21 protein-coding genes and 1 tRNA gene are annotated in these 24,546 nt (G+C 66.5%); 13 read left to right on the top strand and 9 right to left on the bottom strand.

Going from position 1 to position 24,546, the window contains the following annotated elements; genetic code table 11:
* The first annotated feature begins 87 nt into the window (after positions 1-87).
* The 3 genes from EV662_RS06890 (at position 88) to EV662_RS06880 (ending at position 3,769) form a co-directional block, all read left to right on the top strand.
* Positions 88-1,557 carry a leucyl aminopeptidase gene (locus EV662_RS06890; RefSeq protein WP_132461419.1) on the top strand — a complete coding sequence of 490 codons (1,470 nt, stop codon included), beginning with the start codon at positions 88-90 and terminating at the stop codon, positions 1,555-1,557.
* Positions 1,558-1,646: 89 nt separating this feature from the next.
* Positions 1,647-2,105 (top strand): DNA polymerase III subunit chi, encoded by a 459-nt coding sequence (locus EV662_RS06885; protein WP_132461592.1) that lies wholly within the window; start codon positions 1,647-1,649, stop codon positions 2,103-2,105.
* A 110-nt stretch (positions 2,106-2,215) separates the two neighbouring features.
* Complete coding sequence (locus EV662_RS06880) at positions 2,216-3,769, top strand: hypothetical protein (protein WP_132461418.1); 1,554 nt, start codon at positions 2,216-2,218, stop codon at positions 3,767-3,769.
* Positions 3,770-3,779: 10 nt separating this feature from the next.
* On the opposite strand, the gene EV662_RS06875 is transcribed toward EV662_RS06880, so the two are convergent.
* The 3 genes from EV662_RS06875 to EV662_RS06865 form a co-directional block, all read right to left on the bottom strand.
* A complete protein-coding gene (locus EV662_RS06875) occupies positions 3,780-4,361 on the bottom strand; it encodes a retropepsin-like aspartic protease family protein (RefSeq protein ID WP_132461417.1) in 582 nt (193 codons plus the stop codon).
* A 62-nt stretch (positions 4,362-4,423) separates the two neighbouring features.
* Positions 4,424-5,044: a MarC family protein gene (locus EV662_RS06870; protein WP_132461416.1), complete on the bottom strand. Its 621-nt coding sequence runs from the start codon at positions 5,042-5,044 to the stop codon at positions 4,424-4,426.
* A 3-nt stretch (positions 5,045-5,047) separates the two neighbouring features.
* Positions 5,048-6,895: an ABC-F family ATP-binding cassette domain-containing protein gene (locus EV662_RS06865; protein ID WP_132461591.1), complete on the bottom strand. Its 1,848-nt coding sequence runs from the start codon at positions 6,893-6,895 to the stop codon at positions 5,048-5,050.
* A gap of 135 nt (positions 6,896-7,030) precedes the next feature.
* Here EV662_RS06865 and ndk point away from each other — a divergent pair, with 135 nt between their 5' ends.
* On the top strand, positions 7,031-7,453 hold the full coding sequence (gene ndk, locus EV662_RS06860) for a nucleoside-diphosphate kinase (protein ID WP_132461415.1): 423 nt from the start codon (positions 7,031-7,033) through the stop codon (positions 7,451-7,453).
* 508 nt (positions 7,454-7,961) lie between these two features.
* Here ndk and EV662_RS06855 read toward each other — a convergent pair.
* Positions 7,962-8,285, bottom strand: coding sequence for a hypothetical protein (locus EV662_RS06855; RefSeq protein ID WP_132461414.1), 324 nt, complete (start codon positions 8,283-8,285; stop codon positions 7,962-7,964).
* A gap of 401 nt (positions 8,286-8,686) precedes the next feature.
* Here EV662_RS06855 and pufB point away from each other — a divergent pair, with 401 nt between their 5' ends.
* The 5 genes from pufB (at position 8,687) to EV662_RS06830 (ending at position 16,207) form a co-directional block, all read left to right on the top strand.
* The gene (gene pufB, locus EV662_RS06850; RefSeq protein WP_132461413.1) at positions 8,687-8,842 is read left to right on the top strand and encodes a light-harvesting antenna LH1, beta subunit; all 156 of its coding nucleotides are present in this window, start codon (positions 8,687-8,689) and stop codon (positions 8,840-8,842) included.
* 16 nt (positions 8,843-8,858) lie between these two features.
* The gene (locus EV662_RS06845; RefSeq protein WP_132461412.1) at positions 8,859-9,050 is read left to right on the top strand and encodes a light-harvesting protein; all 192 of its coding nucleotides are present in this window, start codon (positions 8,859-8,861) and stop codon (positions 9,048-9,050) included.
* Positions 9,051-9,207: 157 nt separating this feature from the next.
* On the top strand, positions 9,208-10,620 hold the full coding sequence (locus tag EV662_RS06840; RefSeq protein ID WP_132461411.1) for a PucC family protein: 1,413 nt from the start codon (positions 9,208-9,210) through the stop codon (positions 10,618-10,620).
* A gap of 86 nt (positions 10,621-10,706) precedes the next feature.
* Entirely contained in the window at positions 10,707-12,500 is a 1,794-nt protein-coding gene (locus EV662_RS06835; protein WP_243695794.1) for an autotransporter assembly complex protein TamA, read from the top strand.
* The gene (locus EV662_RS06830) at positions 12,500-16,207 is read left to right on the top strand and encodes a translocation/assembly module TamB domain-containing protein (protein WP_132461410.1); all 3,708 of its coding nucleotides are present in this window, start codon (positions 12,500-12,502) and stop codon (positions 16,205-16,207) included. Before EV662_RS06835 ends, EV662_RS06830 begins: the two co-directional genes overlap by 1 nt.
* A gap of 262 nt (positions 16,208-16,469) precedes the next feature.
* On the opposite strand, the gene trpE is transcribed toward EV662_RS06830, so the two are convergent.
* The 5 genes from trpE to fabI all read right to left on the bottom strand — a co-directional run bounded on the left by trpE (position 16,470) and on the right by fabI (position 22,444).
* Positions 16,470-17,984 carry an anthranilate synthase component I gene (gene trpE, locus EV662_RS06825; RefSeq protein ID WP_132461409.1) on the bottom strand — a complete coding sequence of 505 codons (1,515 nt, stop codon included), beginning with the start codon at positions 17,982-17,984 and terminating at the stop codon, positions 16,470-16,472.
* Positions 17,985-17,988: 4 nt separating this feature from the next.
* Complete coding sequence (locus tag EV662_RS06820; protein WP_132461408.1) at positions 17,989-19,836, bottom strand: peptidylprolyl isomerase; 1,848 nt, start codon at positions 19,834-19,836, stop codon at positions 17,989-17,991.
* Between the two features lie 69 nt (positions 19,837-19,905).
* Entirely contained in the window at positions 19,906-21,084 is a 1,179-nt protein-coding gene (locus tag EV662_RS06815; RefSeq protein WP_132461407.1) for an aminotransferase, read from the bottom strand.
* A gap of 3 nt (positions 21,085-21,087) precedes the next feature.
* Positions 21,088-21,594: a xanthine phosphoribosyltransferase gene (gpt, locus tag EV662_RS06810; protein ID WP_132461406.1), complete on the bottom strand. Its 507-nt coding sequence runs from the start codon at positions 21,592-21,594 to the stop codon at positions 21,088-21,090.
* Between the two features lie 31 nt (positions 21,595-21,625).
* Positions 21,626-22,444 carry an enoyl-ACP reductase FabI gene (fabI, locus tag EV662_RS06805; protein WP_132461405.1) on the bottom strand — a complete coding sequence of 273 codons (819 nt, stop codon included), beginning with the start codon at positions 22,442-22,444 and terminating at the stop codon, positions 21,626-21,628.
* Positions 22,445-22,544: 100 nt separating this feature from the next.
* On the opposite strand from fabI, the gene pdxH reads away from it, so the two are divergent.
* The 4 genes from pdxH to EV662_RS06785 all read left to right on the top strand — a co-directional run bounded on the left by pdxH (position 22,545) and on the right by EV662_RS06785 (position 24,381).
* Positions 22,545-23,150 carry a pyridoxamine 5'-phosphate oxidase gene (gene pdxH, locus EV662_RS06800; RefSeq protein ID WP_132461404.1) on the top strand — a complete coding sequence of 202 codons (606 nt, stop codon included), beginning with the start codon at positions 22,545-22,547 and terminating at the stop codon, positions 23,148-23,150.
* Positions 23,151-23,270: 120 nt separating this feature from the next.
* Complete coding sequence (locus tag EV662_RS06795) at positions 23,271-23,816, top strand: cold-shock protein (RefSeq protein ID WP_132461403.1); 546 nt, start codon at positions 23,271-23,273, stop codon at positions 23,814-23,816.
* Positions 23,780-24,262, top strand: a complete 483-nt coding sequence (locus EV662_RS06790) for a DUF192 domain-containing protein (protein ID WP_132461402.1) — start codon at positions 23,780-23,782, stop codon at positions 24,260-24,262. The genes EV662_RS06795 and EV662_RS06790 overlap by 37 nt, the downstream gene beginning before the upstream one ends.
* 42 nt (positions 24,263-24,304) lie before the next feature.
* Positions 24,305-24,381, top strand: a tRNA-Pro gene (locus EV662_RS06785).
* The last annotated feature ends 165 nt before the right edge of the window (positions 24,382-24,546 follow it).

The raw sequence follows: 24,546 nt of genomic DNA, 5'->3' as shown, positions 1-24,546 counted from the left end.
CGACGGGGGGCGGAAACTGCTATCTGGTCAAGGGCCGGATGGGAGACTAGGTAGGGTCGAAACCGTTCAGGAACTGGGAGCCGGACCATGACCATGCCCGTCGCGATCACCTTCGCCGAAACCGATCTCGAAGTCATTTCGCAAGCATCGGGGCGGATTGCGGTCTTCGTCGGCGGTGATGGCAAGCTGGATCCTGCGGCCCGCAGGGTGAACCGGCTTATGAAGGGAGCCCTCGCGCGCTTCGTCGAAAGCGACGCCTTCGGCAAGCTGAAAACTGGCGAGGCGGCAACGCTGGCCTGGCCCGCCCACCTGAACGCCGAGGCGGTCGACGTGGTCCGCCTGGACAAGCGCGCCAGCCAAGAGGACGCGCGCCGGGCAGGGGCCGCATTGGCCAGGCGGCAGGGGGCCGCCGATGTTCTGGTGCTGGCCGGGTCGAATGCGCGGGCGGCCGACATCGCGTTCGGCTTTGCGCTGCGCGCCTACGAGTTCACCGATCACAAGACGTCCGAGGCGACGCGGCCCGGCGAGGTGCGCGTGATGGTTTCGAAACCCGAGGCTGTTGCCGCCGAGGCGGGCCCCATGGCCGCCCGCGCCGAGGGCGTCTTTTTCACCCGTGACTTGGTGAACGAGCCCGCCAACGTGCTGACCACCGACGATTTCGCCGCGCGGCTTGCGGCGATGCACGAGCTGGGCCTCGATGTCGAGATCCTCGAAGAAGAGGACCTGGCCAAGCTGGGGATGCGCGCGCTGCTGGCCGTCGGGCAGGGATCGGAAAGCCCGTCAAAGGTGGTTGTGATGCAATGGAGTGGCGGCAAGAAGGGCGAGGCGCCTTTGGCCCTGGTCGGCAAGGGTGTCGTGTTCGACACCGGCGGCATTTCCATCAAACCGGCCCAGGGCATGGAAGAGATGACGATGGATATGGGCGGCGCGGGCGTCGTGGCGGGCGTCATGCGCACGCTTGCGCTGCGCAAGGCCAAGGCCAATGTCGTGGGCCTGGTGGGGCTGGTCGAGAACATGCCCGACGGAAAGGCGCAGCGTCCGGGCGATATCGTCAAGACCATGAAGGGCGACACGGTCGAGGTGATCAACACCGACGCCGAGGGGCGGCTCGTGCTGGCCGACGTGCTTTGGTATGCGCAGGACCGGTTCAAGCCCGCGGGCATGGTCGACCTCGCCACCCTGACCGGGGCGATCATCATCGGCCTTGGCCACCACAACGCAGGCGTCTTCGCCAATGACGACGCCTTTTGCGCCGATTTCCTGAAGGCCGCCGCGGCCGAGGGAGAAGGCGCCTGGCGGATGCCGCTGGGCGAGGCCTATGACCGCCAGATCAAGTCGCAGATCGCCGACATCAAGAATACCGGCGGCCGGCAGGCGGGGGCGGTGACCGCGGCACAGTTCCTTCAGCGCTTCGTCAAGGACGACTGCCCCTGGATCCACCTCGACATCGCGGGCGTCGCCCGTACCCCCGAGGAAACCATGCTCGCACCGAAGGGGCCGACCGGCTGGGGCGTTCTGGCACTCGACCGGCTGGTTGCGGACCGCTTCGAGGGCTGACGGCGCGCGGCATGGGCGAGGAGCCGGCACTTGCGTTGCCGCGCTCCCCGCGCTCAACTGTCGCTGACGACCCGCAAGCGAGCCACGCCATGGGCACAGCGCTTTTCTATCACCTGACCCGCCGCCCGCTCGAGGTGACGTTGCCGTCGCTTCTTGAAAAGGCGTTGGCCAAGGGCTGGCGGGTTGCGATACGTGGCACCGACCCAAGAAAGCTCGACTGGCTCGACGAAAAGCTGTGGATGGGCGAGGGTTTCCTGCCACATGGCCGCGTGGGCGGGACGTTCGATGCCGATCAACCGGTCCTGCTGACCACGGAGCGAGCGGCGCCAAACGGCGCCGCCTGCCTGATGGCCGTGGATGGTGCGCCGGTCACCCCGGACGAGGCCGGCGCGATGCAACGGGTCTGCATCCTGTTCGACGGTAACGATCCGGCCGCGCTCGACACTGCACGCGAGCAGTGGCGGCAACTGACGGCGGCCGGCATCGCGGCGCAATACTGGTCCGAAAACTCCGGGCGTTGGGAAATGAAACGGCAAACCGGCGACTGAGCGCGCGCCGCCATGCCGCCCGCGGCCGCCACTCCCCTAAGCGCACGGGGATTCCGTTCCACGCGGCCCCGGTGTAGGCAGGGGCAGGCACAACAACGGACGGGCAGCCTATGAACAGGCGTCACGCAGGGCAGGTGGGCATCGAGGCGCTGGTCGTGGCCCCTGGCTGGGCGATCCTGGCGGCGCTGCTCTTGCGTAACCGCGATTTCCTGCATGACGACGCCTTTATCTCGCTGCGCTATGCACGCCATCTGGCCGAGTACGGTGTCCTGGAATGGAACCTGGGCGAAAGGGTCGAGGGGTATACGAACTTCCTGCATGTTCTGCTGACGGCCGGTCTGATCCGGTTGGACATCCCGCCGATCTGGGCGGCGCAGGGGTTGAACATTGCGGCCCTGGCGGGATTGATCGTTTTGCAGGCAAGGGCGCTGCGGATGGCGTTGCCCGGGCCCGAGCATGCCATGTTGCGGTCGCTGACGGTGCTTGTCACGGCAGCCGTGCCCGGGCTGGCGGTCTGGGCGCTGGGTGGCCTGGAGGCGCCGTTCCTGGCAGCGCTTCTGTTGGGCGGTGTCAGTTCCGTGTTGGCCGCCGAACGGGGTGACGGGCGATGGGGCCCGGCACTGGCTGCGGCGCTGTGGCTTTCGGCGGCGGTGCTGACGCGGATGGATGCCGCGGTGTTCATAGTGGGTCTGGCGTTCGGCGTTGCACTGTTCGGTTCGGGGCGGCCACTGGTGCGGTTCGGCCGTGCGACGCTGGTGGCGGCGCTGCCTGCCGCGGTGGCCTTGGCGCATATGGGGTGGCGGTTCTCCTATTACGGCGAGGCGCTGCCGCTGACCTTTCACGCCAAGATCGGCACCGCGCTCGGTTTGCGCCTGGCCTACCTGCCAGAGTTCTTGGCGCAGTCGCTCCCCTGGCTTGCGGGGCCCGTGCTTTCCGCTACCCTGGCGGTGCTGGTTGCCGCCACGGGGCGTGCGCCGCGGCTGGTCGGGTTGATCGCGCTGCCCGTCGGGTTTCAACTGGGCTATATCGGCTATTCCGGGGGCGACCACATGATCGCGGGGCGGGTGCTGGTGCCTCTGGTCGCGCCGCTTCTTTTGCTGGGTGCGGTTGCATTTTCGGGGCTGGGCAAGTCATTGGCCATCGGCGGGGCGGGGGCGGTCGCCGCCGTTTCGGCTGCGGCCATTGTGCTGGTCCCGCCGCTGCGGATGGACCCGGCCGCCTTCGTGGGGCAGATCGTCGGCCGGCACATCGCTGCGACCTGGCCCGGCGACAGCCTAGTCGCGCTGCACACCGCAGGTTCGACGCCTTTTCACGCCGACACCATGACCTTCATAGACGGCCTTGGCCTGAACGACCCCGTTATCGCGCGGCGCGAAAGCTTTCCGCTGGTCGCGCCGATGCAGCGCCTCCCCGGCCATTCCAAGGGGGACGGCGCCTATGTGCTATCGCGCGCACCCGATTTCGTGATCCTGGGCCCAGCCGAAGGCACGACCCTAGACCGGCCCTGGTTCCTGGGCGATGCCGAGCTTGCCGCCATGCCCGCGTTCGCCCGGTGCTATGTGATCACTCGCGAGGAAATTCCCTATTCCGATGCATTCGCCCGTCGCGGCCCATCACGCCCGCGCCCGCTGATCTTTACCTATTACCGGCGAATCTGCCCCTGATGTATGCGCCTCAGCGGGACAGGATCATCCGGTCGCGGACGACCTCGATCCGCTCGAACCGGTTCAGATACCCCATGCCCAGCAACGATTCCCGCATCTCGCCCGCATTGACAAAGGCGCGCACGCCGCGGTCCTCGATGGGGCCCAGCGCCATCCGCTCCAGCCGCACGGGGGCGGTGCGCACCACCCCGTTCGCGGTGCGTGCCTCGCCGAAATAGTCAAGTGTCTGGGGGTCGAGCCCGGCCCGTTCCGCATCGGCGCGGGTCAGAACCACGTCGGTTGCGCCGGTATCCACGACAAAGCGGACCGGTGCGCCGTTCACGTCGATGGTCAGGTAGTAATGCCCATCGGGCGCGCGCGGTACTTCGATGCGCGACTCCTCGGCAAAGACGGTTTGCCGCGGAATCACGTCCTGTCGAATGTCCGACCATAGGCCGACACCGGCGATCGCGCCGATGAAGATCAATCCCCAGATCGCCGCCTGCTGTGCGACCTGGCCCAGGCGGTGCCTGTTCGCCAAAAGGAAATACCCGGCGATCGCCGCGCCGAGCAGTGCCAGATAGATAAGCCGTGCAATGTCGTCGCCGGGCATGGATGTCCTTTCACCGTTATTGCACTTGGATATAAGGAGGCGGGGGTGGCACGCGAGATGCGTCAGACCGGCGCAAGCCCGAAATCCCGCAAACCGTCGAGGACGAACTGCACCGACAGCGCGGCCAGAAGCATACCCAGAAGCCGCGTGACCACGTTTATTCCCGTCCGTCCCAGGGCGCGCTCGATCAGTCCGGCGGCCAGGAACATCAGCAGCACCAGCGCGATCACCGCGATCATCACGAGGTGGATGAACAGCATCGCCAGCGGTTCGCGCTCGACCGCACCGTTCAGCAGGATCATCGTCGCCATCGCGCCCGGCCCCGCGATCAGGGGCGTGGCCAAGGGAAAAACGGATGGATCGGGCCGGTCGTCATTGGCCTGATCCTCGCGACGCTTCGCACGGCGTTCGAACAGCATGTCGAGTGCCGTCAGGAACAGAAGGATCCCGCCCGCGATCCGAAAGGCTGGCATGGAAATCCCAACGAAACCCAGCACCTGTTCGCCGAAGATTCCGAAAAGCGTGAGCAAACCCACCGAGATGGCGGCGGCGCGGAGCGCGATGGCGCGCCGCTCGCGTGTTCCCTCCCCTTGGGTAAGCGCAACGAACATCGGCGCCAGCCCGATCGGATCGATCACCACGAAAAGCGTCACGAAGGCGCTGATGTAGAAAGTCAGCTCCATCCCTCAGCCACCTGTTTCCTCAAGGGTTTCCAGCGCAGCCATCCACAGCGCCTCGGCCCGTTCCAGCGCCTCCTCGACCTCGGCGAACTTGCGTTGCCAAAGCAGGCGCTCGTCCTGGCGGCTCGCTTCGTAAAGGTCAGGGTCGGCCAGCTTGACCGACAGTTTCTCGCGCATCTCGGTCAGTTTCTCGACCCTTTGTTCGCATTTGCGCACCTCGGCGCGGGCGGCCATCATCGACTCGCGCGACGGCTTCTTTGGTGCGACCTTCGGCGGTTTGGCCCCGGCAGGCGCGTCCGATGCCAGAAGCATCTGCCGATAGGCGTCGAGATCATCCTCATAGGGCCGGACGCGGCCATCCTTCACCAGCCAAAGGCGGTCGGCGACCAACGACAGCAGGTGCATGTCGTGGCTGACCAGAATCACCGCGCCGGAATAGGTGTTCAGCGCCTCGACCAGCGCCTCGCGGCTTTCGATATCCAGATGGTTTGTCGGCTCGTCTAGAATCAGCAGGTGCGGTGCGTCCAGCGTGGCCAACAGCAGCGACAGCCGCGCCTTCTGCCCGCCCGAAAGCCGCGCGACCACGGTTTCGGCCTGGTCGGCCCCAAGGCCAAATCCCGCCAATCGTGTGCGCAACCTTGCAGGCGCTTCTTCGGGGCGTTCGCGCCGGATATGGTCCAGCGGCGTCTCGTCCAGATGCAACTCGTCCACTTGGTGCTGGGCGAAATAGCCTACTTTCAGCTTTGCAGCCCGTGTGATCCGGCCCGACAGCGGGGTCAGCTTGCCCGCCAAAAGCTTGGAAAAGGTCGACTTCCCTTCGCCGTTCCGTCCCAGCAACGCGATCCGGTCGTCCTGGTCGATCCGCAGCGTCAGCCGCGACAGGACCGGTTTGCCGTCGTATCCCACGCTCGCGCTTTCCATCGCGACGATGGGGGGCGACAGGTCTTCGGGCTGGGGAAAGGTGAAGACGGTGCGCGCCGCATCCTCGGGGGCGGTGATCGGCTCCATCTTCTCCAGCATCTTGATCCGCGCCTGGGCCTGCTTGGCCTTCGAGGCCTTGTAGCGGAACCGGTCGACGAAGCTTTGCAGGTGATCGCGCCGCGCCGCCTGTTTGCGGGCTTCGGCAGCCTGCACCGCACGGGTTTCCGCTCGGGCGCGCGCAAAGGCGTCGTAACCGCCCGCGTAAAGCGTAAGCCGACGATTCTCCAGGTGCAGGATGTGGCCAACGGCGCGGTTCAGAAGTCCACGGTCATGCGAGATCAGGATTACCGTGTGTGGATAGCGCGCAAGGTAGGACTCGAGCCAAAGTGCCCCTTCGAGGTCAAGATAGTTGGTGGGTTCGTCCAGCAGCAACAGATCGGGCCGCGCGAACAGCACGCCGGCCAGCGCCACCCGCATCCGCCAGCCGCCCGAAAACGCCGAGCAGGGCATCGCCTGTTCCGCTTCGGTAAAGCCGAGCCCCTTGAGAATCGCAGCCGCACGGCCCTCGGCCGACCAGGCGTCGATATCGGCAAGCCGGGTCTGAATCTCGGCGATGCGGTTCGGGTCGGTCGCGGTCTCGGCCTCGGCCAGCAGGGCGGCGCGCTCGGTATCGGCCGCCAGTACTGTGTCCAGCAGAGACACCTCCGAGCCCGGTACCTCTTGCGCGACCGATCCGATGCGGGCACGCGCGGGCAGGGCGATCTCGCCCGATTCCAGCGCCAGCTCGCCCCGGATCAGACGAAACAGCGTGGTCTTGCCCGCGCCGTTGCGGCCCACAAGGCCGACCTTGTGGCCATCGGGAATCACCGCCGAGGCACGCTCGAACAGCGGGCGGCCTTCGATGGCGAAGGAAATGTCGTCGATCCGCAGCATAGGGGGCATGTGCCCGAGCCCGGGCGTCCCGTCAATCGCGGCTTTTCAAGGCGGGGACCCCATGCTAGCAGGGCCGCGATTTTTCCCGCGCCGGCCCGAAGGGGGTGGCGCCGCAGCAAACGAGGACAGTCCGACATGGCCATCCAGCGCACCTTTTCGATCATCAAACCCGACGCGACCAAGCGCAACCTGACCGGCGCGATCAATGCCAAGCTCGAAGCCGCGGGTCTGCGCATCGTCGCGCAGAAGCGGATTCACCTGACCAAGGCGCAGGCCGGCGTGTTCTACGCCGTGCACAAGGAACGCCCGTTCTACGACGAACTGTGCGAGTTCATGGCCTCGGAACCGATCGTTGTGCAGGTTCTGGAAGGCGAGGACGCGATCGCAAAGAATCGCGAGGTGATGGGCGCGACCAACCCCGCCGAGGCGGCCGAGGGCACCATCCGCAAGGAATTCGCCCTGTCGATCGGCGAAAACTCGGTCCACGGGTCGGACGGTGAGGACACCGCGAAAGAGGAAATCGCCTACTTCTTCTCCGGGCTCGAACTGGTGGGCTGAGCGCCCCGGAGTTTTCCGAAAGAACTTGGCAAGTTTCTTGCCTGGAACCGTGCTCCGCGCGGGTTCGGATCGGATTTTCCGAACCGGCCCGTTGCGGGGCATGGCCTAAATGCTGGCCCAGTTGCTGAAAACCGGGCTGTGACCGGGTTTCGGCGTGGATTGGGCCACTGTGCCTGATGGTGGCTTGGCCGCTGCCACGTTTTGATCGCTACTACTCGGGCCGGGCATTTCGCATTCCTTTCGGCTTGATCCCTCCTGACGCGCCCCCGGCTGAGGACGCTCACCCGACGAGTGGGCGCGGCAATTGTGGCGCGACTCGGGCCAAAGCGTTCCCGAAACAGAGCGTTTCGTTCGGATTTAAGGGAATTCGCGCAACAATGATTGTGCGTGCGTGGATATTGTTCTGCCTGTCCGCCTGCTCACGGCGCCTGGCACGATATCCCGGGCCGAAACGCAAAGCGCCCGCGCGGGCCTGTTGGCCGGCGCGGGCGCCCTGGGGTGTCGTGCGTTATTGCTGATGCGCCGCGACGCCGTAGTATTTGCGGTCGGACAGCAGCTTCCAGCCCATCCGCGAGGACAGCGGATAGGGGTCAACGTCCGTGAGGTCGACATTGCCCTCGCCCGTGCCGCCCAGCAGCGGCCAGCCCATCTGGTTGGACAGCGGCGTCGGGTTGTCGGTCTTCAGCTCGGTGGCGGACTTGCGGTCCGAGAGCGTCGCGAAGCCGAGCATGTCGGAGAAGGGCGTCGTGCTTTTTTCGCGGTCGATGTTCACGTCTGTCATGTGCTGCTTGCTGGCCAGCTTGGGCATGAAGTCGTCCCAGAAATATTTCATCGTGATTCCTCCTGGTTCCTTTGGATCGTTTCGCGGCGTGGCGCCTGGGGCCCGGCACGAAGGACGAATTGCGTTAGGGCGCGCGCCATTACCCCACTGGCGGGCAGCAAGATCAATAGTCCGCGCGGTCGCAGGGCGACTCGCGGGCCGGACCTGCGACAGGCTGTCCGAAGGGCTGCGACAGGCTGTCAGCGCTGTCCAATATGCCGCACGATATTGGGGGGGTGTAAGCCTACGTTGACATTGCCAACGTCAATTCCTTGTGACATCGTTTCTAAGTGACGAGGCCGGACCGGTGGCGTCGCGGACTGAAAAGAAAGCAGCTGACCGGTCAGGCGTTGTCGACGAGAGTGCAGGTTCTGCACGCAACGCAGTCGAAACCATATTGGGGAGACGACAATATGACTGACGATCCTGACAAAGTCTGGCCGACCGGCCTGACCCTCGCCGAAGCCGAAGAAGTGCACAAGCAAGTCATCGACGGCACTCGCGTTTTCGGCGCCATCGCGCTCGTGGCGCACTTCCTGGCGGCCGTCGGCACGCCGTGGCTCGGCTAATCGGAGGTACCAAGGTATGAATAACGCGAAAATGTGGCTCGTCGTTAAGCCGACCGTCGGTATCCCGCTGTTCCTCAGCGCCGTGGCGATCAGCTCGTTCCTCGTGCACCTGATGCTCGTGCTGAACACCGGCTGGATGGCTGACTACTACAAAGGCGCTTTCGAAGAAGCTGCCGTGATCACCGCGTCGGAAACCGACATCGCCTGAGGCCGATCGGCCGATGTGAAGAACATGGCGAAGGCCGGGGATCTGTCCTCGGCCTTCGCATCTCCGGCCCGGGTTGTCGGGTCCTGAGGTGGAAACGCGCCCCCGCGGGCAAACATTCTACGGATGCGCCTGCGCGCGCCGTGTGGAGTGCGACCGCATGAATCGACTGAGCCGGATGGCGGTCAACGGCATCGCAAGCGCGGGAATGCGCTTCATGCCTTTCGCCGAGGCCGCAAGCGACGACCTGCCCCTGAGCCGCCTGTTACGCTTGGCGCTGTTCCAGGTGTCGGTAGGTATGGCAATGGTGCTCCTGGTCGGGACTCTGAACCGGGTGATGATTGTCGAACTTGAGGTGTCCGCCTCTCTGGTCGGCGTAATGATTTCCCTGCCGCTTCTTTTCGCGCCTTTCCGTGCGCTGATCGGCTACAAGTCCGATACGCACAAATCCGCCCTCGGCTGGCGCCGTGTGCCCTATATCTGGAAGGGGACGTTGCTGCAGTGGGGCGGCTTCGCGATCATGCCGCTGGCGCTGATCGTGCTGTCGGGCCAGGAATACGCAGCTGGCGCGCCCGAATGGGTCGGGCTCGTCAGCGCGGCGCTGGCCTTCCTGCTGGTCGGGGCGGGCGTGCATACCGTCCAGACCGTGGGCCTTGCGCTGGCTACCGACCTCGCTCCGCGCGAGGACCAGCCCAATGTCGTCGGGCTGATGTACGTGATGATGCTGGTCGGCATGATCATAAGTGCATTGCTGTTTGGAAAACTTCTCGAGAATTTCTTCCACGCCAAGTTGATCCAGGTGATCCAGGGCGCTGCCGTGATGACACTTGTGTTCAACGTGCTGGCAATCTGGAAGATGGAGGCGCGCGACAGAGATCGCGCCTATCGGCAGCGTGTGAACCCCGAACCCGATCCCAGCTTTTCCGAGGCGTGGGCGCTGTTCATGCGTGGGGCGAACCCGCGGCGGCTGCTCTGGATCATCGGATTGGGCACCATGGGCTTCGGTCTGGCCGAGGTGCTGCTGGAACCCTATGGCGGGCAGGTCTTGGGCATGAGCGTGGCCTCGACCACGCGGCTGACTGCCACGCTGGCCGCGGGCAGCCTGATCGGTTTCGCGCTCGCCTCGCGTGTGCTCAGCCGCGGTGCCGATCCGATGGTGATGGCCGGCGGGGGCGCGCTTGTTGGGCTGCCGGCCTTTGCGCTGATCACTTTTTCGGCCACTTTGCAATCGCCCGGTATCTTCATCGCGGGCACGGCGCTGGCGGGTTTCGGTGCGGGATTGTTCGGCCACGGGACGCTGACCGCCACGATGCGCGCCGCCCCGAAAGAGCAGGTTGGCCTTGCGCTGGGGGCCTGGGGCGCGGTGCAGGCCACTGCGGCGGGCGTGGCGATCGCATTGGGCGGCGTCGCGCGAGACGTGATCCTCGCCTCGCCGCTCTCGTCTCTGTTCGGTGTCGCGACCCCCTATTTCTTTGTTTACGGGGCCGAGTTCCTTCTGCTCGCGATCACCCTTTTCGTGGTCTATCCGCTGGTTGCGCATAAGGTGTTCGGGGTCGAAAGTCGTCCGACCTGAAAGGCGAAAGCCCCAAGTTTCCGCCCGGTCGCTCTTCTATCGTGGCGCCCTATGTCCCACTATGATCGCATAGCTGGGGGTAAGCCTTGACCGAATCGCACCGTTCCGCCTGTTTTGCGGCGCTCACCGTCTTTGCGCTTTCCGCGGGGCCGGGGCTGGGTGCCGAGGCGGAACTGATCGCGCCCGGCGCGCCCGATGGTCTGCGGGCGGCGCTGACGGCCTCTGCCCTCAGCCTTGGGACCGCCCGCGATCCCGAAAGTACCGCACAGGATATTCTCGCGGCGGCGCGTGCAGATTATGCGCGGCTGATCGGTGCGCTTTATGCGCAGGGGTATTACGCGCCCGAGATCGCGATTCGTGTCGACGGGCGCGAGGTGGCAGATATCTCGACACTGTCAACGCCGGACCGGATCGGCCGGGTGCGGATCGAGGTTCGTTCCGGGCCGGTGTTTGCCTTTTCGCAGGCGCGGGTTGCGCCGCTTGCGGCCGACACCACGTTGCCGGCCGGTTTCGCGCCCGGCTCACCGGCGTACAGTACCTTGATCCGAGACGCCGCTCAGGCCGGCGTTTCGGGGTGGCGGGCGGCAGGGCACGCCAAGGCGCGCGTCGCCGGTCAGCACATCACCGCCGATCACCGCACCGCAACGCTGGCGGCCCGGCTCGACTTGGCGCCGGGGCCGCCGGTGACCTTCGGCGATCTGGTCATCCAGGGGCCTTCCGCGGTGCGCCCCGACCGGCTTCGGGCGATAGCGGGGTTGCCGACGGGGGAGCCCTTCGATCCCGAGGCACTGGAGCGCAGCGCAGAGCGGCTGCGTCGCACCGGCGCTTTCCGTTCCGTCAGCCTGTCCGAGGCCGAGGCGCTTGGGCTGGGGAACACGCTGGATGTCGGGCTGGCGGTCGCCGATGAAAAGAAGCGCCGATTCGGGCTTGGGGCCGAACTCTATTCACTGGCAGGCGTGACGCTCTCGGGGTACTGGCTGCACCGCAACCTGTTTGGCGGTGCCGAAAGGCTGCGCTTCGACGCCGAGATCGCCGGGATCGGCGGCACTGAAAGTGGCGGCGTCGATTACACGATCTCAACGCGGATCGACCGGCCGGCGGTCATCGGCCCCGATACGGGCGCTTTCGCGCTGGCCGCGGTCGAACGGTTGGACGAACCCGATTCCCGCGAGGAAACCGGCCGGTTCGGAATTGGCCTGTCGCATTTCTTTTCCGACCGGTTGTCCGGCGAGGTGGCGTTGCTGTTCAGCTATTCCGACGTGTCCGACGATCTTGGCGATCGCGCGATGAGCCATGCCAAGCTGCCTGTGACGCTGACCTGGGATAACCGCGATGACCCCCTGAACCCGCGCGGTGGCACTTATCTCGATCTTGGGCTGACGCCGTTGCTGGCGCTGGGGGGGGATGCCGAAACCGGTGCACAGGCCAAGGCGGACGCCCGCATCTACCATGCCCTGGGCGAACGGTTGGTGCTGGCAGGTCGGTTTCAGATGGGGTCGGTGCTGGGGGCCAGTGCCGATGGCGTGCCGCCGGCGATGCTGTTTTACTCGGGCGGTGGCGGCACGGTGCGCGGCCAGCCCTATGAATCGCTCGCGGTCGACCTGTCGGGCGGCGACCGGATTGGCGGACGATCGTTCCTGGGGCTGTCGGCCGAGGCGCGGTTCGATGTGACGGGCGCGATCGGCCTGGTGGCGTTTGCGGATGCAGGTTTCATCGGCCCCGACTCCTGGGTTGGCGACGGAGAGTGGCATTCCGGTGCCGGGTTGGGGCTGCGCTATGACACTGGGATCGGCCCGATCCGCGTGGATGTCGCCGCACCGGTCAGCGGCGAGACGGGCGACGGGTTGCAGATTTATATCGGCATCGGGCAGGCCTTCTGATGCGTATTCTAATCGCCCTTGTGTTGGTTCTTTGCTCCGCCCTGCCGCTCGCCGCGCAAGACGACGACCGCGGGTTTCTCGAAGGTTTTCTCGAGGACAACCTTTCGCAAGCGGGGCGCGAGGTGTCGATCACCGGTTTCCAGGGGGCGTTATCCTCGCGGGCCTCGCTGGACGAGCTGACCATCGCCGACGCGGACGGGATCTGGTTGACCGTCCGCGGGGCCGAGCTTGACTGGTCGCGCGCTGCCCTGTTGCGTGGTCGGGTCGAGGTCAAGACGCTGCGCGCGAGCGAGATCGTGCTGGTGCGCCTGCCTGCCGGCGGCGGTGCGCCCGAAGTAAGCGATTCCGAGGCGCAGCCCTTCCGACTTCCCGAATTGCCCGTTGCGATCGAGATCGGCGAGGTTGCGACCGACCGGTTGGTACTTGGCGCGGCGGTTCTGGGCCAGGCGGCCGAATTGCAGATCGAGGCCGCGCTTCGACTGGCTGACGGCGCAGGGGCGGCCGAGATCGCGGCCACGCGCCGCGATGCCGAGGGCCTTTTCACGATCAACGCGGCCTATGCCAACGAAACGCGCGAATTGACGCTGGACGTCGCCCTGTCCGAGGGGCCGGGGGGGCTGGTGTCGACCCGTTTGGGCCTGCCGGGTGCGCCGCCCGTTGGCCTTTCTCTGACGGGCGAGGGGCCGTTGTCGGACTTTTCCGCCGAACTTGCGCTGGCCACCGACGGGGTGCAGCGTCTGACCGGACTGTTCAGCCTCGAAGAACCGCAGGACAGTCCCGGTGCGGCGCGGTTTGCGCTGGATGTGTCGGGTGATGTGGCGCCCCTCGTGGCCGAACGCATCCGCCCCTTCTTTGGCGATGCGGCACGCATCCGGGCACAGGGGATGCGCCGGGCGGATGGCGGCACCGAGTTGTCGCAACTCGATCTGTCCACCGGCGCAGTGACGCTGGCGGGCATTATGGCGCTTGCGCCCACGGGCCTGCCCGAGCGGCTGGACCTGGACGGCACGCTGACCGGTCCCGTCGTGCTGCCGCTTTCGGGCCCAGAAACGCGGGTACAGGGCGCGCGCCTGACGGCACGGTTCGACGCAGCCGAGGGCGAGCGCTGGGAGGCGAACGCGACGTTGGACGGGTTCGACCGGGCGGGCCTTTCTTTGGGGCGCGCGCGCATTGCGGGCACCGGCACGATCCGCCCGACCAGCCCGGGCGCGCTGTCGGGCGATCTGACCTTCGCGGCCACCGGGCTTTCGCATGGCGATCCCGATCTGGCGCGGGCCCTGGGCGATGCGATCGACGGAAGCGCCCGGGTGTCCTACCGCGAGGGCGAACCGCTTGCGCTTGAAGATGTCCAGATCGCCGCCGGCGATGTACGCATCGCGCTGCGAGGCACGTTGGGCGACTTGGCCGATGGCCTGCCGATTGACGGAACTGCCCAGCTTGCACTCGACGATCTGGGCCGCTTAGCGTCGCTGGCGGGGCGCCCCCTGAGCGGTGCGGCCGAGGCGCGGGTCGCGGGCCGGTATGGCGTGCTCGACGGCATATTCGACGCGACCCTTTCGGCCGAGACGCGCGACCTCGCGACGGGCACGCCGCGCCTCGATCCGCTTCTGGTCGGGCCGGGCACGTTGGCGCTGGCAGCCGCACGCGGCCCCGAGGGCACGACGCTGCGCCGCCTTTCGATCGAAACCCCGGAACTGACCGTCGACGCCGCGGGCGATCTGTCCAGCGCCGCGGCCGGGTTCCAGCTGACCGGGCAGGTGCGCGACCTGTCGCGGGTCGAGGCGGGCCTTTCGGGGCCTGGCACGGTCGAAGCTCGGCTTGGCTGGGAAGACGGCGGGCAGGTCCGGGTCGATCGTCTCGAGGCCGCCGGCGCTGGTGCCCGGTTGACCGCTTCGGGTGCGTTGACGCCGGATGATCCCGCGCTTCCTGCCGAGGGCAGCGTCACGCTGACGGCGCGGGACCTCGTGGCTTTCTCAGGTCTGGCGGGAAGGCCGCTGCGCGGCGCGCTCGAGGCGACGCTGACGGGCGAGGGGGCCGTGTTCGGCGACGTGACCGCTGCGCTCCAGGCAAAGGGGCAGGGGCTGGCGTTTGGCCTGGGCACTGCTGACCGGCTGATCGGGGGCGCGACGTCGCTGAATATGCGCGGCGCGCGCCGAGGAGGTCTGATCGAACTCGGGGCGCTGGACGTGGCAACCCCGGTGCTGAGGTTGACCGCAAACGAGGCCGGGAACGGGGCGCTCGATCTTTCGGGCCGGTTGGCCGACCTCGCCCTGCTGGCGCCGGGGTTTCCGGGGCCGCTGACGGTATCGGGCCGGGCACAGCCGACGAATGGCGATATCCGTCTGGATCTTGACGTAACGGGGCCTGGGGGCACGACCGCACGCCTTGGAGGTGCGATCGCGCGCGACGGAAGCGGCGCGGATCTTTCGATCGCCGGGGCGGCCCCTCTGGCGCTGGCCAATGGCTTTATTTCGCCGCGCAGCCTTGACGGGCAGGCGCGCTACGATCTTGCGCTGCGCGGGCCGCTGGCGTTGTCCTCGTTGTCGGGCCGGGCGATCACGGCCGGCGCCCGTCTGGCGCTGCCGACACTCGGTCTTGCCGTGACCGACCTCGGAGGGCAGGTGGACATCCTGTCGGGGCGGGCCGGGATCGATCTGGCCGGGCGGTTGGATGGCGGGCGCATCACCGTTGCCGGCCCGGTATCCCTTTACGCTCCCTATGAGGCTGACCTCGAGATCGGACTCGACCGCGCGCGTATCCGCGATGCGGCGCTGTACGAGACACGCGTCGACGGGCGGCTGACGGTGCAGGGGCCACTGACGGGCGGCGCAACCATCGCGGGCCGGATCGACCTTGGCCGGACCGAGATCGCGGTGCCCTCCACCGGCGCAACCGCGGGCGGCCCCATTCCCGAGATTACCCATCTGGGCGAAACGCAGGCCCAGCGGGCCACGCGGGCGCGTGCGGGGCTGCTGGGTGCGTCGGGCGATGGGGATGGCGGCGGCGGGCGGCCCTACCCGCTGAACCTGACGATCTCGGCCCCGGGCCAGGTGTTCATCCGCGGTCGCGGTCTCGACGCCGAGGTCGGCGGACTGTTGCGCGTGCGCGGGACCACGCGGGATGTCGTGCCCGACGGCCGGTTCGAACTGATCCGAGGGCGGCTCGACATCCTGTCGCAGCGCTTCGACCTGACCGAGGGGCGGGTATCGTTGCAAGGATCGCTCGATCCTTACCTGCGGTTCGTGGCCGAAACCCAGTCCGGTGACATAACCGCGCGGATCGTCATCGACGGGCGTGCCACCGCCCCGGACATCACATTCGAATCCGATCCTGACCTGCCGCAGGACGAGGTGGTCGCCCGGCTGCTTTTCGGCCGTGGCATTCAGGATCTCTCACCCTTCCAGGCGGTGCAACTGGCCAGCGGCGTGGCGGAACTTGCCGGTGGCAACGGGGGGGGGCTCTTGGCCCGGGTGCGCGCAGGCACCGGCCTCGACGAAATCGACGTGCGCCAGACCGACGAAGGGGCCACCGCGCTGAGCGTGGGAAAGTATCTGTCTGACAACCTCTATTCCGAGGTGACGGTGGACGGCGCGGGGAATACCAGGGTCGACCTCAATCTGGATCTGACACCCAGTGTCACGGTCAAGGGCGGTGTCGATTCCGAAGGCGATACAGGCATCGGCATCTTCTACGAGCGGGACTACTAGGCGTCGCATAGTGCTGTGCACTCAGATATTGCAGACCCTGGGTAAATCGGCCCGGCCAACTTGCTTCGGATTGTCCCGCGGGTTCTTGATGCCGGAAAAGCAGGGAAGGCCCTCTTTTTCTTGGTATAAATACTCCGGGGGCGCGGGGGCAGAGCCCCCGCATGGGTCGCCCCGGCTTAAGCCGGGGTGAAACGCTCAGGCCCCTGGACGTTTCGGGCCGGGCCTGCAGCCCGGCTCGTGCTGTGCCGCTGGGGGCCAGGGCTCAGCTATTGCCCTTGCGCACGAAGCGGGCGGCCTCGGCTGCCGCAGTTCGCAGCGCGCGTGCCTTGTTGACGGTTTCCTGCCACTCGGCTTCGGGATCGCTGTCATAGACCACGCCACCGCCCGCCTGGATGTAAAGCTTGGCGTCCTTCACCACGGCGGTCCGCAGTGCGATGCACATGTCCATGTCGCCGCCAGCCGAGAAATACCCGACACCACCGCCATAGACGCCGCGCTTTTCGGGTTCCAGTTCGTCGATGATCTCCATCGCACGAACCTTGGGCGCACCGGACACGGTACCCGCGGGCAGGCCCGCAAGCAGTGCCGACAGCGCATCGTGGTCCTCGGAGATTTCGCCGACCACGTTGGACACGATATGCATCACGTGGGAATAGCGTTCGATGATGAATTCTTCGGTGGGCCGAACCGTACCGACTTTGGCCACGCGCCCGACATCGTTCCGGCCCAGGTCGAGCAGCATCAGGTGTTCGGCCCGTTCCTTCTGATCGGCCAGAAGGTCGGCCTCAAGCGCGCGATCCTCTTCCGGCGTGGCGCCGCGGGGCCGCGTGCCGGCGATGGGCCGGATCGTCACCTCGCCGTCCCGAAGACGCACGAGGATCTCGGGACTCGCGCCGATCACCTGGAAACCGCCGAAATTGAAAAAGAACATGAAGGGCGAGGGATTGGTGCGCCGCAGGCTGCGATAGAGCGCGAAGGGCGGAAGCGGGAAATCTTGCGTCCAGCGCTGTGCGGGCACCACCTGAAAGATGTCGCCCGCGCGGATGTACTCCTTGGCCTTCTCCACGGCGGCCATGTAGCCGTCCTTGGTAAAGTTCGAGACCGGCTCGCCCACCTCGCGCGCCTCGCCGAAATCGCGGGTCTCGGCAGGCACTGCCCGGTCGAGGTCGCGCAGCGCATCCATCACCCGCTCGGCGGCCTGTGCATAGGCTGCCCGCGCCGAAAGCCCCGGTTCGGGCCGCGCGGGCGAGACCACCGTCACCTCGCCCTTGACCCCGTCCAGCACGGCGACGACCGACGGGCGCAACATCACCGCGTCGGGCAAACCCAGCGGGTCGGGGTTGACGTTCGGCAGCCGTTCCACCAGCCGGATCATGTCATAGCCAAGATAGCCGAACAGGCCCGCGGCGATGGGCGGCAGCGTGTCGGGCATGTCGATCGCGCTTTCGGCCAGCACCGCGCGCAGCGCGCCGAGCGGACTGCCCGGCATATCCTCCCACGCGTCAGCATCGAACCGGGCCTGGCGATTCACGCGCGAGCGGTCCCCCCGGCATTCCCAGACAAGGTCGGGCTTGAACCCCACGACCGAATAGCGCCCGCGAATTTCGCCGCCAGTGACCGATTCGAGCATGAAACTGTCCGTCCGGGCTCCGGCGAGCTTCAGCATCAGCGAGACCGGCGTGTCCAGGTCGGCTGCCAGGCGGGCGTGAACGACCTGGGCCTTGCCGGCGTCATAGGCGGCCTCGAAGGTCGCGAAGTCGGGAACGATTGTCGCCATGGTCCTACCGGAATTGCGCGTGAACGGCGTTGATTGCCGTCTGGTCAAGCGAGAGTCCGGCGGAATTCACCAGTTCTTGCGCGAAATAGGTGTAGAGATCTTGGGCCATGCTCTGGCCGGCCTGTGCGCCGATCGTGTCCCGCAAGAAGCCCGCGGCCGGGTCGTTGGGGTCCGGCGGCAGGATCGCGTCGAGCCGCAGCAGCCAGGCGGTTTCTCCCGTGGCTACCACCCGGGTCTCGCCGGGCGTGGCAATCGCGAACAGCGCCTCGGAAAGTGCAGGCGGCGTCAGGCCGCCGCGTGACAGGCCCTCCTGCAACTCGACCTGCGGGCCAAGCTGGTCCATCGTCTCGCCGGCCTCAACGCGGGCGGCCAGGGCCTCGGCCTGCGCGCTCAGGCGCGCCCGCACCTGCGTCTCGCGCCAGTCCTCGGCCACTTGGTCGCGCACCGCGCCAAGCGGGCGCAGGGTGGGAGGCACTTCGGCATCAAGGCGCAGCGCGAAGATGCCACCATCCTCAAGTTCCAAGATCTCGGGGAAATCCCCTTCCAAGACCGCCTCGGCGGCTTCGCGGAACGATTGATAATCCGCGACGCCCCCCTCGCTTTCGCCGCTATAGTCGACTTGCCCCAGCACCATCTCGGTTTCGGCGGCCATGTCTTCAAGCGTTGCTCCGGCCGCAAGCAGGTCCTCGAACTCGGTGATCCGGTCCAGGATCATCCGCACGGCGCGGTCTCGGGCAGCTTCTTCGACCAGGCTATCGCGGGCCTCGTTAAAGCTGACCTCTTGGGCGGCGAGGATGCCGTTCACCCGGAACAGCGCGGGGCCCAGATCCGACAGGTGCGGCCCGGTCACGCCGGGGCCGTCCAACGCGAAGACCGCCGCGCCGGCCGCGCCGCCGATGTCGATTTCGGCCACGTCGCCCATGTCGATATCGGCCAGCGCCAGACCGCGTGCGGCCACGGCATCATCAAAGCTCGTCTCGCCCGCGGCGATGGCGTCCGCCACGGCCTGTGCTTCTTCCTGGGAGGGATAGACGAGGCGCTCGACCAACCGCCGCTCGGGCTGGACGAATTCATCGATGCGTTCGTCGTAAAGCTCCCGCAGCATCTGCTCGTCGGGTTCGATCTGGTCCAGGATCATGTCGGGGGTCAGCCAGGCATAGGTGATCTTGCGCGTGCGCGGCGCAGTATAGGCCTCGGGGGTGGCCTCGTACTGCTCGGCGATCTGCGCCTCGGTGGGCGCGGGGATCGGCGTTTCCAGGTCCGCGGCCGTCAGCCGGATCAAGCTGGCACTGCGCCGTTCCGCGATGAAGGCATAAAGCGTGTCGGCATAGGTCTCGGGCTCGCCCAGTCCTGCGACCACGCCCGCCTGCAGCAGCGACCGGGTCGCATCGCGGCGGATCTGCGCTTCGAATTCGGCCTCGGTCAGCCCGTTCTGTTCCAGTACGAAGCGATAGGTTTCACGGTCGAACTGGCCGTCGGGCCCGCGAAAGGCGGTCACGCCCAGAACCTCCTGCGCCACACGCTCGTCGCCGACCGAGACGCCCAGCCGGCGCATCTCGTTGTCGAGGGCGGCGTCGGCGATCACGCGGGCGCGCACCTGTTCCACCAGACCGCCCGCCTGTGCCTCGGCAAAGGTCACGACCTGGCCGGTTGCAGCCTGCTGGGCGTTCAGTTCCTGCCGCAGGGCGCGAGCATAGGCGTCGACGGAAATATCCTGTTCCCCGACCTTGCCGATAGCCTCGACCGAGCCGCCGAAATTCGAGATGCCAAAGCCCCCGAGGCCCAGGATCAACAGCGCCATCAGAACCCAAACGGCGGCTTTCGACGCCTGCTTGCCGACGGATTTGGACATGGGCTGCGCCTCCCCGGGATTACGCGGTGTCCGTTGGTGTTTAGGGGCTCGCGGCCCCGCCCGCAAGCGTCAGGGGCGGAACCCGGCAAGCCGGTCGAACAGCCGCCCGATCCCCTGCCGGTCGATATTGGCGAACGCGATCCTAAGCTGCTGGCGCGCGCTGGTATCGGCCTCGGGCAGGAACATCGTGCCGGGCAACAGCAGCACCCCCGCCTCGGCCACCAGTCGGCGGGCAAGCTCGTCCGAGGGAATCGGCCAGGGGTGGGCGGCATAGGCGAAATAGGCGCCCGCGCCCAAAAGCCGCCAGCCCTCCAGCGCGGGGAATCCCGCTTCGATCGCCGCGCGCCGGTCCAGGATTTCCGCGCGTTCCCCCGCCAGCCATTGCCCGAGGTTGCGCATTCCCCAAAGCGCCGCGCGCTGGCCCAACTGGTTCGCACAGATCGCGACCGTGTCGAGGAACTTCTCGACCTCGGCCAGCCGGTCTTCGTGTGCGACCATCGCGCCGACCCGGTGCCCCGTCAGCCGGTAGGCCTTGGAAAAGGAATAAAGGTGGATCAGCGTATCGTCCCAGTCGGGATCGGCGAACAGGTCGTGGGGGGCGCCGGTCCCCGAGTGGAAATCGCGATAGGTCTCGTCCAGAATCAGCGCGATCCCCCGTTCGCGGCAAAGCGCCATGAACCCTGATATGGTCTCGGGCGGGTATTCGACGCCGGCGGGGTTGTTCGGTGTGACCAGCACGATGGCGCGGGTCCGTTCCGTGATCAGCAGGGAGGTGCGCTGTACCTCGGGGACCAGGCTGTCGCCGGTGGCCAGCGGCACGGTACGGATGCCCTGCATGTCCAGCCACATTTTATGGTTGAAATACCATGGCGTTGGAAGGATTACCTCATCCCCATCCCCGGCAATGGTTGCCATCACAGCGCAGAACGCCTGATTGCAGCCCTGGGTAATCGCAACGTTTCGCGCCGCGATCTGGCCGCCATAGGCCACCGACCATTGGGCGGCCAGTTCCTCGCGCAGATCGGGCAGGCCGAGGACGGGGCCGTAAAGATGCGCGGCGGTCTCCCTCAGCGCGGCATCCGCTATGGCCTGGCGCAGCGCCTCGGGCGGGGGCTCCATCGGTGCGGCCTGGCTGACATTGATCAGCGGCCGATCCTTGGGGAACTCCACCCCTTCAAGCCAGCGCCGCGCCTCCATCACCGGTGGCGGAAAGGTCGCCGCCATGCGGGGGTTCAGCGGGCTGACCATCGGTCAGGTTCCCCGGTAGGGTTCAACATATTGCAAAGCCATGTCCCAGGGGAAGAATATCCAGGTATCCTGGCTGACCTCGGTGATATAGGTGTCGACCATCGGCCTGCCCTTGGGTTTGGCATAGACGGTGGCGACATGGGCCTTGGGCATCAGCTTGCGGACCACCTCGAGCGTGCGGCCGGTATCCACCAGGTCGTCGACGATCAGCACGCCGGTCCCGTCGCCCACGATGTCCATGTCCGGGGTCTTGATGACGCGCGGTGCGGACTGGTTCTGGTGATTGTAGGATTTTACGGAAATCGTGTCGACGGTGCGAATATCCAGTTCGCGCGCCACGATCATCGCGGGCGCCATGCCGCCCCGCGTGATCGCCACGACCGCCCGCCAGGCGCCGTCGTCGGGCCCGTGTCCGTCCAGCCGCCACGCCAGCGCGCGCGCGTCGCGGTGCAACTGGTCCCAGCTGACGTGAAATCCTTTCTCGTGGGGCAGGCGGTCGGCGGGCGACATGGGGCTTCCTTTCTGGCTGAACGTCCAGGCGTCACTTGCGTCCGGTGACCGCGTCGATATCGGGCGCATCCACGGCCTTCATGCCGATGGCGTGATAGCCGGCATCCACGTGGTGCACCTCGCCGGTCACGCCGCTGCCCAGGTCTGACAGCAGGTAAAGCGCCGATTTGCCGACCTCCACCTGCGTCACGTTCCGGCGCAGGGGTGAATTCAGCTCGTTCCACTTCATGATGTAGCGGAAGTCGCCGATGCCGCTTGCGGCCAGCGTCTTGATGGGCCCGGCCGAGATCGCATTCACCCGGATGCCGTCCTTCCCCAGGTCCTCGGCCATGTACTTCACCGAGGTTTCCAGCGCGGCCTTGGCGATGCCCATCACGTTGTAATGTGGCATGACCTTTTCGGCGCCGTAATACGTCAGCGTCAACGCCGAGCCACCCTCGGTCATCATCGCGGCCGCGCGCTGCACGACGGCGGTGAAGGAATAGACCGAGATGTCCATGGTCATCAGGAAGTTGTCGCGCGTGGTGTCGACATAGCGGCCACGCAGCTGTTCCTTGTCCGAGAACCCGATGGCGTGGACGATGAAATCCAGCCGGTCCCAACGCTGCGCGAGTTCGGTGAAAAGGTTGTCCAGCGACGCCTCCTCGGCGACATCACATTCCAGCACGATATCGCTGCCCAGACTTTCGGCCAGCGGGCCTACCCGCTTTTTCAGCGCATCGCCCTGGTAGGAAAAGGCCAGTTCAGCCCCGTGCGCCGCGCATTGCTGCGCGATGCCCCAGGCGATGGACTTGTCATTGGCAAGCCCCATGATAAGGCCGCGCTTGCCTTCCAACAGTTTCGTTGACATCCGGTGCCCCTCGACCACCTGTTCAGGAAATTGTCGCCGGTGTAGGCGAAATGCACCGACCCATCAAGACCGCCCAGAGCGCGGGCAGGAGAGCAAGCACATGACGGACCGAGAGGGCATTTTCGCAGGAAAGGATCCGTTCGAGATCGCCCGGACCTGGCTGGCCGAGGCCGAGCGGACCGAGCCGAACGATCCCAACGCGATCGCGCTGGCCACCGTGGACGCGGCCGGGCTGCCGAATGTGCGCATGGTGCTGCTGAAAGAGATCGAGCCCGACGCCTTCATTTTCTACACCAATTACGAGAGCGCCAAGGGGGACGAGATTTCCGCAACCGGCAAGGCCGCTTTCGTGCTACATTGGAAATCGCTGCGGCGCCAGGTGCGGGTGCGGGGGATGACCGAACGGGAAGAAGGAGAAAAGGCCGACGCCTATTTTGCCTCGCGCGCCTTGAAAAGCCGTCTCGGGGCATGGGCATCGCGCCAGTCGCGTCCGCTTGGATCACGCGGAGAGTTGATGGCCGAGGTGGCCCGGCTGACCGCGCAGAAGGGCATGGCGACGAAACGGCCGCCGCATTGGGGTGGGGTGCGGATCAGGCCGCTGGAAATCGAGTTCTGGGCCGACGGACCGTTCCGTTTGCACGACCGCTTTCGCTGGCGCCGGGACACGGTTGACGCGGACTGGCAAATAACGCGACTGTTCCCCTGACATTCACGCTTCGTGAATGGCACAGTGACGAGGAACGCCCGGGAAATCGCTTGCATCGCGGTCCGGGACTGTGAATAGGGACTACCGGGGAGGTAATCGGTTCATTCCGGTTCGGGGATCATGACCAGGGACAGTGAAACGCCGCCCCACCGCGTGGAGGGGCACGTGAAGTGGTTCGACCCAGGCAAGGGGTTCGGCTTTGTCGTGGCCGACTCGGGCGGGCCGGACATTCTTCTTCATGCCAACGTTCTCAGGAATTTCGGCCAAAGTTCGGTGACCGACGGCGCCGGCGTGGAACTCATGGTGCAGAAGACCGCCCGCGGACTGCAGGCCACCGAGGTCTTGCGCATCGATCCCCCCGCCCTGGGCGGCGAAACCCCCGCCTTCGAGGATGCGATGCGGCTGGACGCGGATCAGCTTGCGCAGCTGGAACTGGAGCCCGCGCGCGTCAAGTGGTTCGACAAGTCCAAGGGCTTCGGCTTTGCCAATGTGTTCGGCCGACACGAGGATGTCTTCGTTCATATCGAGGTGCTGCGCCGGTCGGGGCTGGCGGATCTGCAACCGGGCGAGGCTATCGCCATACGGGTGACAGAAGGCCAGCGCGGGCGGCTGGCGGTTATGGTGGGACCATGGGAAAGCGCGGTATCGGGGTCTTCGCAGGACTGATCCTGTGGGCGGGGCTTGCGCTGGCCGGACCCGCGTTTGGGCAATGTGCCGAGGGCAGGGTCGACCTGCGGGGGGCGTGGGGTAGCGCACGCTTTGCCGTCGAGATCGCCGATGACGAAGCCGAGCGGGCGCGGGGCCTGATGTACCGGGAGTCGATGCCGGTCTCTTCAGGCATGCTTTTCGTTTACCCGCATCCGCAGCGCGTGGCCTTCTGGATGGAAAATACCCTGATCCCGCTGGACATGATCTTTGTCGGTCCCCGAGGCCGGGTGCTGAGGGTGCATTCGAACGCCCGGCCGCTGGACCGCACCCCGATCGACGGGGGCGAGGGCGTGCTCGCGGTACTCGAGATCAATGGCGGCCTCGCGGCGCGGCTCGGTATTGTTCCGGGCAGCGAACTGCGTCACCCCGCTTTTGGCCCCGATGCGGCCTGGCCCTGTCGGTAAGTCCCTTCCCTTGGGCGCCGCACGGCGTTATTGAGGCGGCCACGGGGCGTAGCGCAGCCTGGTAGCGCGTCGGTTTTGGGTACCGAAGGTCGTGGGTTCGAATCCCGCCGCCCCGACCAGCAAGCGGCCAAAGCTGTCCGATCAGCGCGATCGATTCTCTTTCGCAGCCGCCCTTAACCCCCGGAACATCCATTAATTTTCGTTACCGTGCCGCGCAGTCCAAAAGGCCCGTTTGGCAGCTGTGGCCCACAACTCAGGGCTGTAAGCCCCTTGAACCCGGCGAT

Source organism: Rhodovulum marinum (assembly GCF_004343075.1).
In the GTDB taxonomy this organism is placed as follows: domain Bacteria; phylum Pseudomonadota; class Alphaproteobacteria; order Rhodobacterales; family Rhodobacteraceae; genus Rhodovulum; species Rhodovulum marinum.
This window is presented reverse-complemented; position numbering and strand designations above follow the sequence as displayed.

What these genes read in the sequence shown, in the direction of transcription:
- EV662_RS06870 (WP_132461416.1), bottom strand. Translation starts at nt 5,044, where the DNA reads ATGGAGCTGACTTTCTACATCAGCGCCTTCGTGACGCTTTTCGTGGTG.
- gpt (WP_132461406.1), bottom strand. Translation starts at nt 21,594, where the DNA reads ATGTCGCCCGCCGACCGCCTGCCCCACGAGAAAGGATTTCACGTCAGC.
- EV662_RS06855 (WP_132461414.1), bottom strand. Translation starts at nt 8,285, where the DNA reads ATGAAATATTTCTGGGACGACTTCATGCCCAAGCTGGCCAGCAAGCAG.
- EV662_RS06820 (WP_132461408.1), bottom strand. Translation starts at nt 19,836, where the DNA reads ATGTCCAAATCCGTCGGCAAGCAGGCGTCGAAAGCCGCCGTTTGGGTT.
- fabI (WP_132461405.1), bottom strand. Translation starts at nt 22,444, where the DNA reads ATGTCAACGAAACTGTTGGAAGGCAAGCGCGGCCTTATCATGGGGCTT.
- trpE (WP_132461409.1), bottom strand. Translation starts at nt 17,984, where the DNA reads ATGGCGACAATCGTTCCCGACTTCGCGACCTTCGAGGCCGCCTATGAC.
- EV662_RS06795 (WP_132461403.1), top strand. Translation starts at nt 23,271, where the DNA reads ATGACCAGGGACAGTGAAACGCCGCCCCACCGCGTGGAGGGGCACGTG.
- ndk (WP_132461415.1), top strand. Translation starts at nt 7,031, where the DNA reads ATGGCCATCCAGCGCACCTTTTCGATCATCAAACCCGACGCGACCAAG.
- EV662_RS06815 (WP_132461407.1), bottom strand. Translation starts at nt 21,084, where the DNA reads ATGGTCAGCCCGCTGAACCCCCGCATGGCGGCGACCTTTCCGCCACCG.
- pdxH (WP_132461404.1), top strand. Translation starts at nt 22,545, where the DNA reads ATGACGGACCGAGAGGGCATTTTCGCAGGAAAGGATCCGTTCGAGATC.
- EV662_RS06845 (WP_132461412.1), top strand. Translation starts at nt 8,859, where the DNA reads ATGAATAACGCGAAAATGTGGCTCGTCGTTAAGCCGACCGTCGGTATC.
- EV662_RS06840 (WP_132461411.1), top strand. Translation starts at nt 9,208, where the DNA reads ATGAATCGACTGAGCCGGATGGCGGTCAACGGCATCGCAAGCGCGGGA.
- pufB (WP_132461413.1), top strand. Translation starts at nt 8,687, where the DNA reads ATGACTGACGATCCTGACAAAGTCTGGCCGACCGGCCTGACCCTCGCC.
- EV662_RS06830 (WP_132461410.1), top strand. Translation starts at nt 12,500, where the DNA reads ATGCGTATTCTAATCGCCCTTGTGTTGGTTCTTTGCTCCGCCCTGCCG.
- EV662_RS06875 (WP_132461417.1), bottom strand. Translation starts at nt 4,361, where the DNA reads ATGCCCGGCGACGACATTGCACGGCTTATCTATCTGGCACTGCTCGGC.
- EV662_RS06790 (WP_132461402.1), top strand. Translation starts at nt 23,780, where the DNA reads ATGGGAAAGCGCGGTATCGGGGTCTTCGCAGGACTGATCCTGTGGGCG.
- EV662_RS06880 (WP_132461418.1), top strand. Translation starts at nt 2,216, where the DNA reads ATGAACAGGCGTCACGCAGGGCAGGTGGGCATCGAGGCGCTGGTCGTG.
- EV662_RS06885 (WP_132461592.1), top strand. Translation starts at nt 1,647, where the DNA reads ATGGGCACAGCGCTTTTCTATCACCTGACCCGCCGCCCGCTCGAGGTG.
- EV662_RS06865 (WP_132461591.1), bottom strand. Translation starts at nt 6,895, where the DNA reads ATGCTGCGGATCGACGACATTTCCTTCGCCATCGAAGGCCGCCCGCTG.
- EV662_RS06890 (WP_132461419.1), top strand. Translation starts at nt 88, where the DNA reads ATGACCATGCCCGTCGCGATCACCTTCGCCGAAACCGATCTCGAAGTC.